Annotated in this window: 12 protein-coding genes; 4 read left to right on the top strand and 8 right to left on the bottom strand. The window is 36.7% G+C overall.

The genetic code is table 11. The features are described 5' to 3' along the window. Positions 1-21 precede the first annotated feature (21 nt). The 3 genes from SPICA_RS03710 to SPICA_RS03700 all read right to left on the bottom strand — a co-directional run bounded on the left by SPICA_RS03710 (position 22) and on the right by SPICA_RS03700 (position 3,250). On the bottom strand, positions 22-1,041 hold the full coding sequence (locus tag SPICA_RS03710; protein ID WP_013968200.1) for a LacI family DNA-binding transcriptional regulator: 1,020 nt from the start codon (positions 1,039-1,041) through the stop codon (positions 22-24). Between the two features lie 117 nt (positions 1,042-1,158). Continuing rightward, positions 1,159-2,526: a HAMP domain-containing sensor histidine kinase gene (locus SPICA_RS03705; RefSeq protein ID WP_013968199.1), complete on the bottom strand. Its 1,368-nt coding sequence runs from the start codon at positions 2,524-2,526 to the stop codon at positions 1,159-1,161. Between the two features lie 16 nt (positions 2,527-2,542). Continuing rightward, complete coding sequence (locus SPICA_RS03700; RefSeq protein ID WP_013968198.1) at positions 2,543-3,250, bottom strand: response regulator transcription factor; 708 nt, start codon at positions 3,248-3,250, stop codon at positions 2,543-2,545. A gap of 173 nt (positions 3,251-3,423) precedes the next feature. Between SPICA_RS03700 and SPICA_RS03695 the strand changes: the two genes are divergently transcribed. From SPICA_RS03695 to SPICA_RS03680, 4 genes are read left to right on the top strand one after another with little or no spacing between them, the layout of a single operon-like run. Continuing rightward, positions 3,424-4,740 carry a TolC family protein gene (locus SPICA_RS03695; RefSeq protein WP_013968197.1) on the top strand — a complete coding sequence of 439 codons (1,317 nt, stop codon included), beginning with the start codon at positions 3,424-3,426 and terminating at the stop codon, positions 4,738-4,740. A 7-nt stretch (positions 4,741-4,747) separates the two neighbouring features. Next, positions 4,748-5,665: an efflux RND transporter periplasmic adaptor subunit gene (locus SPICA_RS03690; RefSeq protein ID WP_013968196.1), complete on the top strand. Its 918-nt coding sequence runs from the start codon at positions 4,748-4,750 to the stop codon at positions 5,663-5,665. Between the two features lie 2 nt (positions 5,666-5,667). Further along, positions 5,668-8,775: an efflux RND transporter permease subunit gene (locus SPICA_RS03685; protein WP_013968195.1), complete on the top strand. Its 3,108-nt coding sequence runs from the start codon at positions 5,668-5,670 to the stop codon at positions 8,773-8,775. Further along, positions 8,772-9,071, top strand: a complete 300-nt coding sequence (locus SPICA_RS03680) for a PG0541 family transporter-associated protein (protein ID WP_013968194.1) — start codon at positions 8,772-8,774, stop codon at positions 9,069-9,071. The genes SPICA_RS03685 and SPICA_RS03680 overlap by 4 nt, the downstream gene beginning before the upstream one ends. An 88-nt stretch (positions 9,072-9,159) precedes the next feature. On the opposite strand, the gene SPICA_RS03675 is transcribed toward SPICA_RS03680, so the two are convergent. The 5 genes from SPICA_RS03675 to SPICA_RS03655 all read right to left on the bottom strand — a co-directional run bounded on the left by SPICA_RS03675 (position 9,160) and on the right by SPICA_RS03655 (position 14,558). Continuing rightward, positions 9,160-10,200 carry a LacI family DNA-binding transcriptional regulator gene (locus SPICA_RS03675; RefSeq protein WP_013968193.1) on the bottom strand — a complete coding sequence of 347 codons (1,041 nt, stop codon included), beginning with the start codon at positions 10,198-10,200 and terminating at the stop codon, positions 9,160-9,162. Positions 10,201-10,215: 15 nt separating this feature from the next. Then, entirely contained in the window at positions 10,216-11,037 is an 822-nt protein-coding gene (locus SPICA_RS03670) for a carbohydrate ABC transporter permease (RefSeq protein ID WP_013968192.1), read from the bottom strand. Beyond that, entirely contained in the window at positions 11,034-11,807 is a 774-nt protein-coding gene (locus SPICA_RS03665; RefSeq protein WP_237255915.1) for a carbohydrate ABC transporter permease, read from the bottom strand. Before SPICA_RS03665 ends, SPICA_RS03670 begins: the two co-directional genes overlap by 4 nt. A 204-nt stretch (positions 11,808-12,011) precedes the next feature. After that, a complete protein-coding gene (locus SPICA_RS03660) occupies positions 12,012-13,310 on the bottom strand; it encodes an ABC transporter substrate-binding protein (protein ID WP_013968190.1) in 1,299 nt (432 codons plus the stop codon). A 90-nt stretch (positions 13,311-13,400) separates the two neighbouring features. Then, the gene (locus SPICA_RS03655) at positions 13,401-14,558 is read right to left on the bottom strand and encodes a YibE/F family protein (RefSeq protein WP_013968189.1); all 1,158 of its coding nucleotides are present in this window, start codon (positions 14,556-14,558) and stop codon (positions 13,401-13,403) included. Between the last annotated feature and the right edge of the window lie 84 nt (positions 14,559-14,642).

Genomic DNA, 14,642 nt, shown 5'->3' with positions numbered 1-14,642 from the left:
CAACCTATAATAATTAGATTTTTATAATACGGATTTTCTTTTTGTAGAGTGACGCTCTATTAAAGGGCATAGTAAAGTGTTTTGAAAATGAACTGTCGGTTTTCCCCTTATCTGTGATATAAGTTGCTGAACAGCTTGCACTGCAAGAATTTCTGTGGGAAATTCAAGAGTTGTAAGCGGGGGATACAGCATTTCCGCAGCTTGTTCTGATGTAACCATACTCACTATTGCCACATCATCGGGAATCCTTTTTTGTGCTTCATAGAAAGCACGGTACATACCTGGTAAAGCTCGGTCATTCATAACAATAAAGGCATTAATAAATGGTTCTTCTTTTATTATTTTTTTTGTTAATTCATATCCGTATTCATTGTAAGCTTCGCAAAAATAATGAACCAGCCTGTCACAGGAATAAATATGCTTTGCTCGTTGGATGGCCTGAAAAGAACGAACGACTGGTCCATAGCCAGAGGTATAGACTGCTTCAGATTGATTAACAAATGCAATAGCTCGATAACCTTGTTCGATAAAATATTGAATCCCCGAAAAGAGAGTTTTTTCAAAATCAATATCAACCCAATTGGTATGAATATTTTCACAATGTCCAATAATTACGAAAGGTATGTTTTCATGAAGAAGGAAGTCTACCCGCGGATCGTGAGTATGAACCTCCATAAGAATTATCCCATCTACAAGACTCTGATGTATAAATTCTTTAAGGGCTATGAGATCATCATACTCATCAGTGACGAGAATTGTATGATAACCTTCTCTCATTGCTTCCTTTGATACATGACTAGCAAAATCAATTTCCGTTTCACCTAAGCCTCTACGAGTTGGAGGAATAAAAAGGGCTAATAAATGACTTTCTTTGCTGGATAGCGCTCGAGCATGAGGATTAGGACGATATCCTAAGGTTTCCATAGCGTCCAAGACTTTCTGCCGTGTCGGGGCTGACACCGGCCGAACACCACTCAGAACATATGAAACCGTACTAATAGAAACTCCTGCATATTTTGCCACATCATGAATGGTAGCCACGTTCACCCAACTCCCTGAAAGGAACTATTACTATAATAATAATAATCGTTTCACCGAAACGTTTCGACATTCTCGAAATAACTTTAAAGCTCTTAGTACAATTTGTCAAGCAAAATGTTACGAAAAAATAGGAATAGTAATGCTAAAGGTACTTCCTTCTTGTTTATTAGAAAAAACTGAAATTTTCCACCCATGAGAATCGATAATGCTTTTTACTACTGAAAGACCAATCCCCATTCCGGCTTCTCTTCTGGAATTTGTACCTCGATAAAATAGTTCAAAGATCCTATCTAAATCTTCCTGATCAATCCCAATACCATTGTCTGTAATTGTAACTAAAATGGCAGATTTATTCATAGCGCGGTTTTCGAGTTGTGCGGTAATTTGAACTTTTCCACCCTCTCGGGTATACCTGAGGGCGTTACTTATAAGATTTTCTAAGGCCCTCGTTATAAGAGCTTCATTCATTTTTACTTGAGTATGTTCTGGTATATTAAGATCAAAAGCAACTTCTCTATGAAGAAGCTGGGCATCTATGGAAACTCTTTTGCAAAAGGCATATAAAAAAGGTAAAAAGGGCTGTTCTATAAGATGTTGCTGCCATTCACTTGTATCCATCCGAACAAAATCCATAAGATCATCTATCATGCCTTCTAATTGCTCAACTTTTGAAAGGATAATGTCAATAGCCCGTGATTTAGAAGCTTGATCATCAGTTATTCCATCTCTGATAGCCTCAGTATATCCTTTAATAAGCGCAAGGGGGGTTTTTAGGTCATGGGAGATTCCCATAATAAAACGAGAACGACGAATAATGTCTTCCTTAAGATCAAGCCTCATACGATTAAGTGAACTTGTAAGACTTGTAATCTCATTACTACCTCGTACAGCGACTTCTAAATCTAATTCTCCTGCAGCAATTCTACGGGTCGCCTGTTCAAGTATTAAAACAGATTTGGTAATTGAATTAGCAATGATAATAGACATAGTAATGGAAAAAATGAGTAAGGTTAGCAACGATATTAACCCATATTGAATAAACCGTTCTACAGGATTTGGGGGACGTTTTTTTTCTCGTAATGCCTGAGTAATAACCAGAAGTCCATTATTAGATAGCCTTGTAGGTGCATCAAATTGAAATATGTAGTGATGACTATTATCTCGAATATATTGTGTAAGTTCACTATCAGAAAGTTTAGTCCCACCCGGGAAATTAGAAAGTGTTGAAAATAAAATAGTTCGATTTATGTCAGTAATAATAAAATCTGCCCATGGGGGACGTCTGGATAAAAAATCAGATATTTGATCCCATGCTTCTCGATTGATTGCATTGCCTGCTATTTTAACAATCTCCTCATATCCTGGAATAGGCTGGAGACTAACGGGGGCATTTCGTTTTTGAATAAGAAAAAAAATAATTCCCATAAGAAATGGAATAAGGATAATACCAGCAATGAGTAAATAAAATTGAGTACGAATTTTCATACTATACGGGATCTCCTTATTTTACTCGAAGGCCTTCAAGATTAAAACGATAGCCCATACCATGAACCGTTTCAATATAACAAGGACAGGAAGGATCATCTTCTATTTTTTTTCTTAGCCGTTGGATATATACAGCAACCGTGGTAAGATCACCATATGTATTTTTCCAAACAGTATTGTAAATAGCATCTGGACTTTGTGGTTTCCCTGCATGTTCTACCAGATATACAAGAACTTCAAATTCTTTTATAGACAGATGAACTATTTCTTCCCCTTTTCGTAATATGCAAGAATCGGCATATAATGTGTAGGGCCCAAAGGTGAAGGTCTGAGCAACTTTAACACTCTGATTTTCAATTTCTTGTACTCTACGTAACAAGGCTCGAATACGGGCTACCAATACCTTTGGTGAAAAAGGTTTCGTAACAAACTCATCTGCCCCATAACCAAGACCGGTAATAATATCTTCATCTTCAATTCTAGCCGAAATAATGAGCACGGGTATAGTGTATTTTCGACGTAACTGACTAAGAAATTGAAAACCATCCATCCCTGGTAAATTAATATCTAAAACAATAAGATCTATATTTTTTTTATTAATAATTTGTATTCCCTCTTCAGCCGTTTCTACTATATCAACAGACAGTCCTTCTTTAATTAAATAGAGAGCAACAAGCTCTGCAAGTTCCCGTGTATCCTCTATAACTAATATATGTGCAAACATTGCTTCGTTATGCTCCTTGTAAAAATATAAAGAGGAATATCAAATCTAACAACGGTCTATCATATATTCATGTACTTTTATAACAAAATATTATTTTTCTTTTATCTAGTATTTATGTTTATTTTTCAAGATTATTTATATCATAAAATTAATAATATCGCTAGGAGGTATTAATGAAGCGTATCAGATACCATGTGATGAGCTTATTATTATGGTTTAACATTTTTCATTTTGCAATAGCCCAAGAGGTTGGAACTGGAAATACGATTTCCCTTAAATTAACTGAGGATGATGCAGTATCAAAAGCACTTAATCTTAATATAAGCCTTCTTCGTGCTAGCAACACCTTATTAGCAAAAAAGCGTACTTCTGATAGATCTATGAATGCATTGTTACCATCACTTACATTAGGTAGTGGAGTAATGCATTCAAATGAAGTAAGTTATGATACTTCAAATTGGACCCGTTTCGCATCAGTAAAAACGAGTCTTAATGTATCACCTGGAGTACTACATGAAATTGAGGCTACAAAGCTTGCATATGATGTTCAAAAAATTAGTTATGAGCAAGCAAAAAAAGATGTCGAACTTTCTGTCCGAAAATATTATAAATCTTTGTTAGTAACCCATGAAAATATTAAGCTGCTTTCTCAGAATGTACAGACAGCACAAAAAAATTATGAAACTGTAGTAGCTAAACAGCATGCAGGGCTTGCGTCAGAAACAGAAACCCTTTCTGCTTTGGTTTCTCTAGAAAATAGTAAATCAAAACTTACGATGGCCCAAACAAACTATGCTGATCAAGTTGAAACATTAAAACAGCTAATCGGAATTGATCAAAACACGTATGTTATTCTCGAAGGGACTTTAAATTCTCCAGACAAAGATAAATTAATGAATAATGTAGCTTCTTTTATAAAAGAAGCTGGGCCTTCTCTTGAAGAACAACGTTTACGTTCTCAATTATTAGTCGCAGAAACAAATCGAAAAGCAATAATAAATAATACATTAGCTCCATCTCTTTCGGTTTCATGGACCTACCAACCAACGTATAGTAGCACTACAAGTACTTGGATTGACCAAGGGTCTGTTAGTGTAGCACTTAGTTGGTCAATAGATGCTCTTTTACCATTTTCATCAGCAGGAGAGAATCGGGATTCATCTGAAGATACCATTCGAGATCTTCATTATCAATTGGAAGATGCTCGAAATACAGCAAATCTTAATCGAGCCTCGTATCTTCGACAAATAGAGCAATACCTGATGCTCTTACAGAGTTATAAAGCAAATGAGCAGCTAGCATTACGAAGTGTAGATCTTACTCAAACAGCATATACCAATGGACTTACAGATCTTATAAGTCTACAAAATGCGATAGATAATCTCTCAGAAGTTCGTTATGCGATTTTGGAAAATATTTACAATTTGAGTATTGTAATTTTAAATCTTGAATATTCATTAGGACTGCCTTTTGGAAGTCTTGGGAGGTAGATAAAAGATGAATCGTCGAAATTTTGTAATTTTTGGAATTTTTATAATACTGATTGGAGCAATCCTTCTCTTGCCCCGAAATCAATCCGCTTCTCAATCAAAAACAAAACCAGCATTTGCTCAGCAAGCTGTAAACGTAAAAACTGAACTTGTAAATCGCAAAAACCTTCAGGATTATATTATAACAAATGGTGAAGTAACAAGCGAAACTATTGTTTCCGTATATCCATTTACGAGTGGAAAGATTGATTCTTTACTGGTTTATATTGGATCAGAAGTTTCTAAAGGTGATATAATCGCTTATATTGATCCTTCTAAACCAGGTACGGCATATGCATTAAATCCAGTACTAAGCCCTATTTCCGGCACGGTGCTTGAACTCCCACTACAAATAGGTGCAACAGTTAGCACAAATAGCAGTATTGCTACGATAGGCGTTCTTGATAAATTAGAAATTGTTACTTCAATTCCAGAACGGTATTCTGCGCTTATGAAAACAGGGCTTACCGCATCTATCTCATTTGAAGCTTTACCAGATCACCCATTTTCAGCAGATGTGATTAGGGTATCTCCTATTCTTGATTCTACTTCTCGTACAAGGAAAGTGTACCTGAAAATTAAAGGAAATCCTGATCCTCGTCTTGTGATTGGAATGTATGCTCGAATTCGCCTTAACACGGTGTTTTATCCCAATCGAATCGTGATAAGTGAAAAGGCAATAAATACATTAAATGGCACCGATTATGTTTTCGTTGTTAAAAATGATAATACGGTAAATCGCCGTGGGATTGTAAAAGGTGTCACAATAGATGGAATGGTTGAGATTATATCAGGTCTTGAAGAAAACGAACGGGTTGTTATTGAAGGTGCACAAAACCTTACCGATGGCATACTCGTACATGATGTAGAATCGGGAGAAAATTAATCATGAGTATTTCTAAACAGGTAGTATCACGACCGGTATTGGTTGTTATTGTATTTGCACTGCTATCAATTGTAGGGATCTATACACTAACAGATCTTGCCATAGAACTCTTTCCAGAAACCTCTATGCCGATGTTATTTGTTTCTACAACCTATTCTGGTGCTGGACCTGAAACAGTAGAAAAATCGGTGACTCGAGTTTTAGAAGGGGTACTTACTAATTTAAGTGGTCTAAAACAGATGACCTCTACATCATCAGAAGGTTCCAGCCGTATTGAACTTGAATTTGATTATGGCACTAATCTTGATGCAGCGGTGAATGAAATTCGAGATAAGCTTGATAGGGTAAAAAATGCTTTACCTGATGATGCAAGTACTCCTCAAATTTTTAAGTTTGATCCTAATTCTATGCCAATTATGCGTATTGCAGTACGAGGGAATCGGAGTGCAGAACAATTAAAAGCCTACGCTGAATCTTATATTCAACCACGACTTGAACAAGTAAATGGAGTTGCCCAAGCAAATGTACAAGGCGGACGAGATAAAATCGTTAAGGTTGAACTTTCTCAGAATAGGTTAGATGCTTACGACCTTACCGTTACCAGTGTTGCAGCTGCTTTAGCAACTCAAAATGTCGAACTTGGTGGAGGTTCTATTTCTGAAGGTACAAAAGAATACTTAGTCCGTACTACAGGTGAATATAAGAATCTCGAAGAAATAGCCAATACACTTATTACCATTAAGAATGGTTATGGAGTAAAACTCTCTGATCTAGGTACAATAACAGAGGGGTATGAAGATCTTACCTCCCTCGTGTATATTAATGGTACACCGGGAGTTTATATTTCAATTCAAAAGCAAAGTGGTACCAATACAGTAACCGCAGCTGATGGGGTTTATAAAAAGATTGAAGAAATTAAAAAAATACTTCCCGCTGATATATCCCTAGACATTATTTCCGATGACACCCAGACCATTAGGTCAACAATTAATGATCTTATCAGTTCTGCATTACAGGGAGCCATCCTTGCTATGGCCATTTTATTTCTATTCCTCCGCAGTATAAAAAGCACCATTATTATTGGCATCTCTATTCCCCTCTCTATGTTGATAACACTGCTTGCAATGAAACTTGCTGGTATTACCCTCAATATGATGACCTTAACAGGACTTATACTAGGAGTTGGAATGATTGTAGATGCTTCCATCGTCATGATAGAAAATATCTATCAATATCGAGAACGAGGAACAAAACCAGATGTGGCTGCAATTCTCGGAAGCCATGAAATGATAGCGGCTGTTATTTCATCAAATATTACTACGATCTGTGTATTTATCCCGCTTATTTTCTTTAAAAACAAACTTGAAATGATTGGCCAACTATTTCAGGATACTATTTTCACCATTTTTATCGCCCTTCTTTCCAGCCTTTTTGTTGCTATATTTCTTGTTCCAGTTTTAGCAAGCAAATATCTAGTACTTTCAACTCGAAAAGAACAACCATTACACAACCAATTCTTAATTTTTCTTGATTCTATCCTTGAACGAGCTTTGAATAGCCTTGTGCAAGGGTATCGCAAAGCACTAACATTAGCTATGCATCACAGACCAACAGTAATACTAATTGTTGTTGGTTTTTTGGGAATTAGTTTTGCGGTGTTGCCGAGAATGAATATATCCTTTATGCCCCGTTTTGGAGATGATTCTGTAACTCTTCGCGCTACATTGCCAGTTGGAACAACGCTTCAGGAAACAGAACGTGTTATGCGCCAGATGGAATCCTATGCACAAAAAGAACTACAAGGTATTAAAAGTGTAATTACTAATGTAGGAAGTGGTGGCGGTTTTGGTAGTGCTTCAAGTTATAGCGGATCACTCAATATTCAGTTAGATACAACTAATACTCAGAAAGATAGTTCAGATATGGTTAAAGCGAAACTGCGTCATCATTTCTCAGAATTTCCTAATGTTTCTTTTTCCTTTTCTGCAGGCAGAGCACAGCAAATGCAAGGCGGAATGGATATCGATATTGCACTTCGTGTGATGGACCTTAAAACAGGCATTCAAGTCGCAAAAGAAATGATAGAAATTCTAAAAAGTGAGGTACCGGATATCTCTGAACCTACGATGGATTTAACTGAAGGACTTCCTCAGGTAGAAGTTGTCATTGACAGAGAACGGGCCTATTCTTTTGGTATCTCGGTACAGGCTGCAGCAAAGGAAATAGAAGCCTGTGTAGATGGAACTACTGCAACAGTTTATCAAAAGGATGGAAACGAATACAATGTTGTCGTTCGATTACAAGAATCCGATAGAGCCCGTATGCCAGATCTTGAACGTATTTATGTACAAGGATCGAAAGGCCGTGTACCCCTTGCTAATTTTGCTACCCTCGAAAAAGGTTATGGACCAGTAAGTATTATTCGAGAAAATCAGACACGGGTTATCCATATTACTGCTAATATCACCAGTGGTGAACGAGCAGATAAGGTAGAACAGAAGATCCAGCAGGTAATTAATTCAAAAATGATTATTCCCGATGGCGTTACGATCAATTTTGAAGGGTCCTGGCAAAATTTACAGAAACAGGGATCAGTGTTGGTACTCATCTTAACCATGGCTATCCTCCTTGTTTTTGGGGTCATGGCTGGTCAATATGAATCCTTTAAAGATCCTTTTATTAATCTTTTTACTATTCCCCTTGCGATTATTGGAGTTGTTTTAATATATGTACTAACAGGACAACCACTTTCTATGTTTACTGCGATGGGACTTGTAATGCTTGCTGGCATTGTAGTAAACAATGGAATAATTCTTGTAGACTATACTAACCTTTTGGTTCGACGAGGAACACCTCTCATTGAAGCCTGTATACAGGGTGGTACATCTCGTCTTAGACCAGTGCTTATGACAACCCTGACAACTATACTCGGACTTATCCCTATGGCATTCTTTCCCAGTGAAAGTTCTCAGATGATTCAACCAATTGGACTGACCGTAATCGGCGGTCTTTCATCCAGTACCTTTATAACATTATTCATTATACCTGTTATTTATTCATATTTTAATCAAAATCGCCACACAAAAAAAAATAAGGAGTCCTCGAAATGAAAAGGATAGAAATTATAGCGAATCAATCGGTACAAGATGCTATTGCATCTCGTCTCGAACAAGCAATAGATGGATTTGCATATACAGTGATTCCAGTTGTTCATGGTATCACGAAAGAACGTCGACGATTAGGTAACGGAACATGGCCGGAAGAAAATTTTTTGCTTATTTCTTACATAGATGATCAACTTCTTCCTCAAGTTCAAAAACTAATGATAGAAATAAAACATAAGTTTCCTCAAGAAGGAATAAAACTATTTGTAATTGAGTCCTGTTTTTCAATTCAGGAATCATAATAACTGTTTCTTTGCTCCTTGTGAAGAAACAAAACAATTAAAAAAGAGGGCCTTCCAGATTTTTGCCTTTTTCTCTGGAAGGCCATTGCTAGTTAGTCAGTTTATCAATCTTTTTTGCAGGTGCGACTGAATCTCTCATAATGAAACTTGACTCAAGTTTGATACTTTGAACATCTTCACCATCAATCATTTTTAATAACAATTGCATTGCAATTTGACCAATTTCGTATTTTGGAATATGAATAGTGGTCAATGGTGGACAGGCAGTTTCTGATAAATAAATATTATCAAATCCTATTACGGAAATATCATTAGGGATATGTAAGCCTGCTTCACGTATTGCTTTCATTGCCCCAAAAGCCATGAGATCATTCAGTGTAATAATAGCAGTAAAATCTTTTCTACCAGAGAGCAACCGTTTTGTATCTCTATATCCATCTTCTGCAAGTGTCATATATGGGGGTGTTCCAGAAACTACTAAATTTGGATCATTATCAAACCCTAATTCATGACTCCATTTTAAGATTAACGTCTGACGAGCCTCTGTAATTAAGGGGTCATTTCCACTCAAGAATGCGATGCGTTTATGTCCTAATCTTTTTAAATATAATAACATTTCATAGATTGAATTCTCATAATTTACTGTAATACGAGGACCAGATAATGTGGCACTAGTACTATCGGATCGAGAAGAATCACCACCAATAATAAAATGAACTCCCTTATTTTTCATATGCAATAGCTGCTTATTTGTGAGACCAAAATTAAAATCAGACAAGAACACACCATCAAGTTGTCGTTCAATTATTCTAGATATATATTGATCCGTTGATCCTTCTGCCATTATTAAGGACACAATATAACCATGATGACGGGCAATAGATTCCATCCCCTCTGCAATAGTGCCATAATAAGGATTACTTAATGTAGGGACTAATATTCCTACATGGTCAGTTTTTTTTGAGGCAAGACTTTTTGCAGCTCTATTAGGAATATATCCTAATTCACTAATTGCTTGTTCTACCCTATTTACCAGTTCAGCACTAACAAACTTCGAACCATTCAATACATTTGATACGGTTGCGGGGGAAACCCCCGCATATTTAGCCACATCATCTCGAGTTATCATCAATATTATTATATACTATTTTAAAGATCCAAGTAACCCTGCAACAAACTGTCGTTGCATAGTTAAAAATAAGACCAATATTGGTAGTATGGAGATACAAACGAGAATCATAAGACCACCATATTCAATAGTATATGCACGCATTACCGATGACATAGCAATTGGTAACGTTTTTTTAACATCCGTTAATATTGTCATCAATGGCCATAAATATGAATTCCATTGTGAAAGAAATATATATATTCCAGCAGAAGCAAAGGTTGCTTTCATTGATGGAAACACAATAGTTAAAAATATTCCTAACTCAGTGGAACCATCAACTCTGGCAGCTTCCATTATTTCTGAAGGAAACATTTTAAAATTTTGCCTAAAAAAGAAAATAATAAATACAGAAGCAATAGAGGGAAGCACAATTGCAGTATGAGTATTTAATAAACCTAAAAAGGCCATTTGTCGAAACAAGGGAATTACTATTGCCATTTGGGGAACAATCATAGATATGAGAAAGATATTAAATATTAATTCCCGATTCTTTGATTTATATTTTTCAAAACCAAAAGCCGCGAGACTATTTACAGCTAGACCAAAAATTACAGTTAAAGATGCAATAATTAAAGAATTCATAAAAAATTGTAATACAGAATATGTAGCATTAATTTTCTTCCAATTTAATGCAAACTCTTTTCCAGGTATTAATACTCCACGGACAACATCATTTGGATTTTGCGTAGTACCTATAAACATCCATATAAAAGGAAAAATACTTATAATTGCACCTGCTAATACAAACACTCTAATTATATAATAGGAAATAGTTATATTTGGCAATCTTTTCATTTTTCCTTGTCTCCTAACAATCGCAGCTGTATAAATGCCAATACTGCGGCAATAAATACCATAACATAGGAAAGAGTAGCCGCATATCCTAAATCTGAATTAAGAACAAATGCCTGGTTATAGATATATAATGCAACGGTCATAGTTTCATTAGAGGGTCCGCCACCCCATGTTAATATATTAGGCTCATCAAATAACTGCATAGTACCATTAGTAGAGGTAATTAAAGAAAAAAGAATAACAGGAACTAATAATGGTAGTGTAATGGAAAAAAATTGCTTTATTTTACCAGCTCCATCTACTTCAGCGGCTTCGTATATTTCTGAATCAATATTTTGTAAACCAACTAAAAAGAATACCATATTGTAACCCGTCCATCTCCAGGTTAATGCAATCATTATTGTAATCTTTGCCCAAAAACCATTACTCAGCCAGCCGATAGGTTCATTAATCAGATGAATATCCTGTAACAAATTATTTAAAATACCGTTAGATTGTAATAATATTCTAAATATAACAGAATAGGCTACAAGCGATGTTACACAGGGTAAGAAATAGATTGTTCGAAAAACACCTTTAAACCTTTTTATTTCACTATTTAGAATTGTAGCTAGGATTAACGCTAATAGAATCATTATTGGCACTTGAATTACCATAAATAGAAAATTATGACTAAGTGCTTTCCAAAAGATACTATCCTGTACCATTCTTATAAAATTACCAAATCCAACAAATTGACGATTAAAACCACGCCATTTCTGTGTAACCATGAAAAGAGAATAGATAACAGGATATAACATAAATAAGATGTATAATAATGTAGCCGGTGTAACGTATAACCAGCCAACCCTATTTAAATATCGATGGTAACGACCCTTCTGTTCCACCAGCAACTCCTTTTCAAGGAAACTAATACCCGTTTAAAAACTATCCGGAGAAAATGTTCCCATATTCTCCGGACTCTATACTATTTATTATTTATTTCCAGTTGCTTGCTGATATTCATCAATTGCGGCTTTAATAACAGCTTCTGGATCTTTTAATTGAGCATTAAACATTTTATTAAGCGCATTATTTACTGCTGTTCGCATAGCAACATAATTAGGCGTGTATTTTAAGCTAGGTACTTTTTCCATCCATTCTGCAAAATCTTTATAAACGGCCTGTTTATTATAGAAAAAATCATCCGGTGCAGTATAGTTAGATCCAACCCGTGATGGTAAAAAAGTCCCCATTGCACCAGCACCTTTAAGTATCGTGTTATAAAATTCTAAAGCATCTTGAGAATCACTAGCCCATGTTTTTTTCATAAAGTCGATAGCAGCAGCCTTATTTGGTGCTTTACTAAAAACATACCAACTTGAACCACCATTATTTGAGGCATTCTGGGCACCTGGCACACCTTCAACCAGTGGAGTTGGAATAACCATCCACTTCCCTGAATTTTGTGGTTGTGATTTTAACGTACCAATTATCCAAATAGCAGTTAACATACCTGCAGCATCGCCTCCATTAAAAGCTGCAAGCCAGTTGTTCCAACCTTCTGTCATATAGAGTAAACCCTTATCATTAAGAGCTTTTAAAATCTCTATAGATTTTACCATCGCTTGAGATGTTAAATTAACTGATCCATCAGGATTAAAGAATTGAGTACCAGTTGACTGTACCATAATTCTTAAGAAATCAAAGCTCGTTGTATCATAAGCAATAAGAGGCTTCCCAATTTTTGCTTTTATTTTTATACCAAGATCAATAAGTTCTGACCATGTTAAGTTTTTCTTATAATCATCAGGATTTAACCCTGCAGCTTGCAACATATCTGCACGAATAAAAAATCCCGTACTACCAGTATCAAAGGGAATTCCATATACCTTGTTTCCATCAGTCATAGGCCCAAGTTTATATTGTGCAAATTTCGTATAGTCGATTCCTTCAGCCTTTAAATCAACAAAAGCACCAGGGTAATTTTGAATAAAACGTTCTATAACATAATCTTGGAATAAGGCTATATCTGGGAGTCCTGCCCCACCTGCTTGCAGTCCAGCTTCAATTTTGCCCTCTATATTCTCAGGGATATCAACAACTTCTATTGTTACATCAGGATTTATTTTTTTATATACCTCTGCAGCTTTCTGCATGGAATACCCATTAAAATTGGGATCCCAGCACCACACAGTTATTTTCCCTTTCGCAGCAGTATTCTGTTTACCGCCACATGACATCACAGCCACAATACATAGCACAACAAGCAGTACTAAACCAAACCGTTTCATCCTAACCTCCTCATAATGAATAGGGTTATACATTTCCAGACAGTTACGCGCGTTACTGTAATTACAAATTACCATAGGTACTTTTACTTGTCAAATCTTATTTTTAATTGGACAAGTATACAAATATCCCCCAACAATTGCTGTAATGGGCGCTACAAGGATAAGCCCAAAACTGCCTACCATGGTATAAATCAGCTCAGCGGACACATAGATCATATTGATAATATTTGCCATGGGAACTCCCTGGGCAATAAAGGTCATCATGAGGGCGGTATAACCGCCGGTATAGGCCAGCAGCAGGGTGGTGGTCATGGTTCCCACCACATGGCGGCCCACATTGAACCCCGAGCGGATGAGATCCCTGCGGGATATATGGGGGTGTTTATGGACAAGCTCCGCAAGGGCGGCAGAAATATCCATGGAAAGATCCATGACAGCACCGCTTGAGGCAAGGAAAATACCAGCCATAAAGAGCTGGGGAAGGGAAATATAATCAAAGCCCATATAAAGTAGATTTTCTGCAAAGGGCCGCACTGCCCCATGTATTTTAAACAAATTGGTGAACAAAATAGAAAGCAATGTGGTAGCGAGAACTCCTCCCATGGAGCCAGCAAAAGCAACCATTCCCTTTCTCGTAAAACCCGCTACAAGAAATATAATGACAAAGGTTAAAAGGCTCACAATACCCAGGGTCAATACCACAGGGTTCCAGCCATGAAGCATGAGGGGTAAGAGAATTTTTATAATCAGGGCTGCGGAACAGATAAAGGAAATGAGGGCCTTAAAGCCAATCCAGCCTGCAAAGCCAATAAGAACAACCATAAAAGCGACAAACAACAGGATCGTTGCATCAAGCCTATAGTGGTCAATCACATTGACATAGGCCACATCGGTCCGATCCTCGGTAAGGTCCACCACAACAAAGGCGAGATTTCCGGGACTGAAAAACTTATCTAGTTCCTTTTTCCCGAGAAGCAGGTTAGAGGCAGAGAAATGGCGGCCTTTAAAAGGACCACTGAGCAGTTCAAGTTCCAGCTGCTGAGCCCCATGTTTCGTTGGCCCGATAGTTTTAACCGTACTATTATCGGTATTCAGGATCTTTGCCTTTGCCCAATGGCTCGATCCCTCCGGGTATGGGGAAGTAAAACCCGTCGGAATAAACAATACGAGAATACTCACCATAAGAATGATAAGGGCAAATATAATGTCCCGTTTCCGATCCCCCATAAAAAGTGCTTTTTTGGTCATATCATCTCCTCTTATACAAAAACGATGGGACTGCCTGCAGCAACAGACAGTCCCGCATATTTTTTACATGTTCCGGGAGTGGGG

This window comes from Gracilinema caldarium DSM 7334, assembly GCF_000219725.1.
Classification (GTDB): Bacteria; Spirochaetota; Spirochaetia; order Treponematales; family Breznakiellaceae; genus Gracilinema; species Gracilinema caldarium.
Note: the sequence above shows the minus strand (reverse complement) of the source record. Positions and strands in the feature narration are given on the sequence as shown.

Coding starts and splice junctions, on each gene's coding strand:
- SPICA_RS03685 (WP_013968195.1), top strand. CDS start 5,668: ATGAGTATTTCTAAACAGGTAGTATCACGACCGGTATTGGTTGTTATT.
- SPICA_RS03660 (WP_013968190.1), bottom strand. CDS start 13,310: ATGAAACGGTTTGGTTTAGTACTGCTTGTTGTGCTATGTATTGTGGCT.
- SPICA_RS03675 (WP_013968193.1), bottom strand. CDS start 10,200: ATGATAACTCGAGATGATGTGGCTAAATATGCGGGGGTTTCCCCCGCA.
- SPICA_RS03680 (WP_013968194.1), top strand. CDS start 8,772: ATGAAAAGGATAGAAATTATAGCGAATCAATCGGTACAAGATGCTATT.
- SPICA_RS03665 (WP_237255915.1), bottom strand. CDS start 11,807: ATGGTTACACAGAAATGGCGTGGTTTTAATCGTCAATTTGTTGGATTT.
- SPICA_RS03700 (WP_013968198.1), bottom strand. CDS start 3,250: ATGTTTGCACATATATTAGTTATAGAGGATACACGGGAACTTGCAGAG.
- SPICA_RS03670 (WP_013968192.1), bottom strand. CDS start 11,037: ATGAAAAGATTGCCAAATATAACTATTTCCTATTATATAATTAGAGTG.
- SPICA_RS03705 (WP_013968199.1), bottom strand. CDS start 2,526: ATGAAAATTCGTACTCAATTTTATTTACTCATTGCTGGTATTATCCTT.
- SPICA_RS03655 (WP_013968189.1), bottom strand. CDS start 14,558: ATGACCAAAAAAGCACTTTTTATGGGGGATCGGAAACGGGACATTATA.
- SPICA_RS03690 (WP_013968196.1), top strand. CDS start 4,748: ATGAATCGTCGAAATTTTGTAATTTTTGGAATTTTTATAATACTGATT.
- SPICA_RS03695 (WP_013968197.1), top strand. CDS start 3,424: ATGAAGCGTATCAGATACCATGTGATGAGCTTATTATTATGGTTTAAC.